Below are 408 nucleotides of genomic sequence, written 5' to 3'. Positions count from 1 at the left end.
TGTTCGGCGACGACGACGCCCCCGGCTTTCTGTCCGGGTTCGGGCCGGTCCCCGCGGCCGTGGTGCGCCAACTGACCGGCGACGCCGCGGCCGATGCCGACACCAAAGCTACCCTGCGCCGCCTCTACCGCCACCCCACCTCGGGCCAACTGGTGGCGATGGAATCCAAAGCCCGGATCTTCCCCACCGGCCTGGCCCGGTTCATCGGGCTGCGCGATCAAAGCTGCCGCACCCCCTACTGCGACGCCCCGATCCGCCACCACGACCACGCCACCCCGGCCCGCGACGGCGGAGCGACCAGCGCCCTCAACGGCCTGGGCGACTGCGAAGCCTGCAACTACACCAAAGAAGCCCCCGGCTGGACCGTGACCACCAGCCAGCACAACGGCTGCCACACCGCCGAATACA

Annotated in this window: 1 pseudogene; it reads left to right on the top strand. The window is 70.8% G+C overall.

What is annotated here, in order from left to right:
- Nucleotides 1-408: pseudogene (locus JDV09_RS13850) on the top strand (HNH endonuclease); the annotation flags it as partial.

The organism is Mycolicibacterium xanthum (genome assembly GCF_019710635.1).
Classification (GTDB): domain Bacteria; phylum Actinomycetota; class Actinomycetes; order Mycobacteriales; family Mycobacteriaceae; genus Mycobacterium; species Mycobacterium xanthum.
The sequence above is the reverse complement of the archived record's forward strand: the minus strand, read 5'-3'. Positions and strand labels throughout refer to the sequence as shown.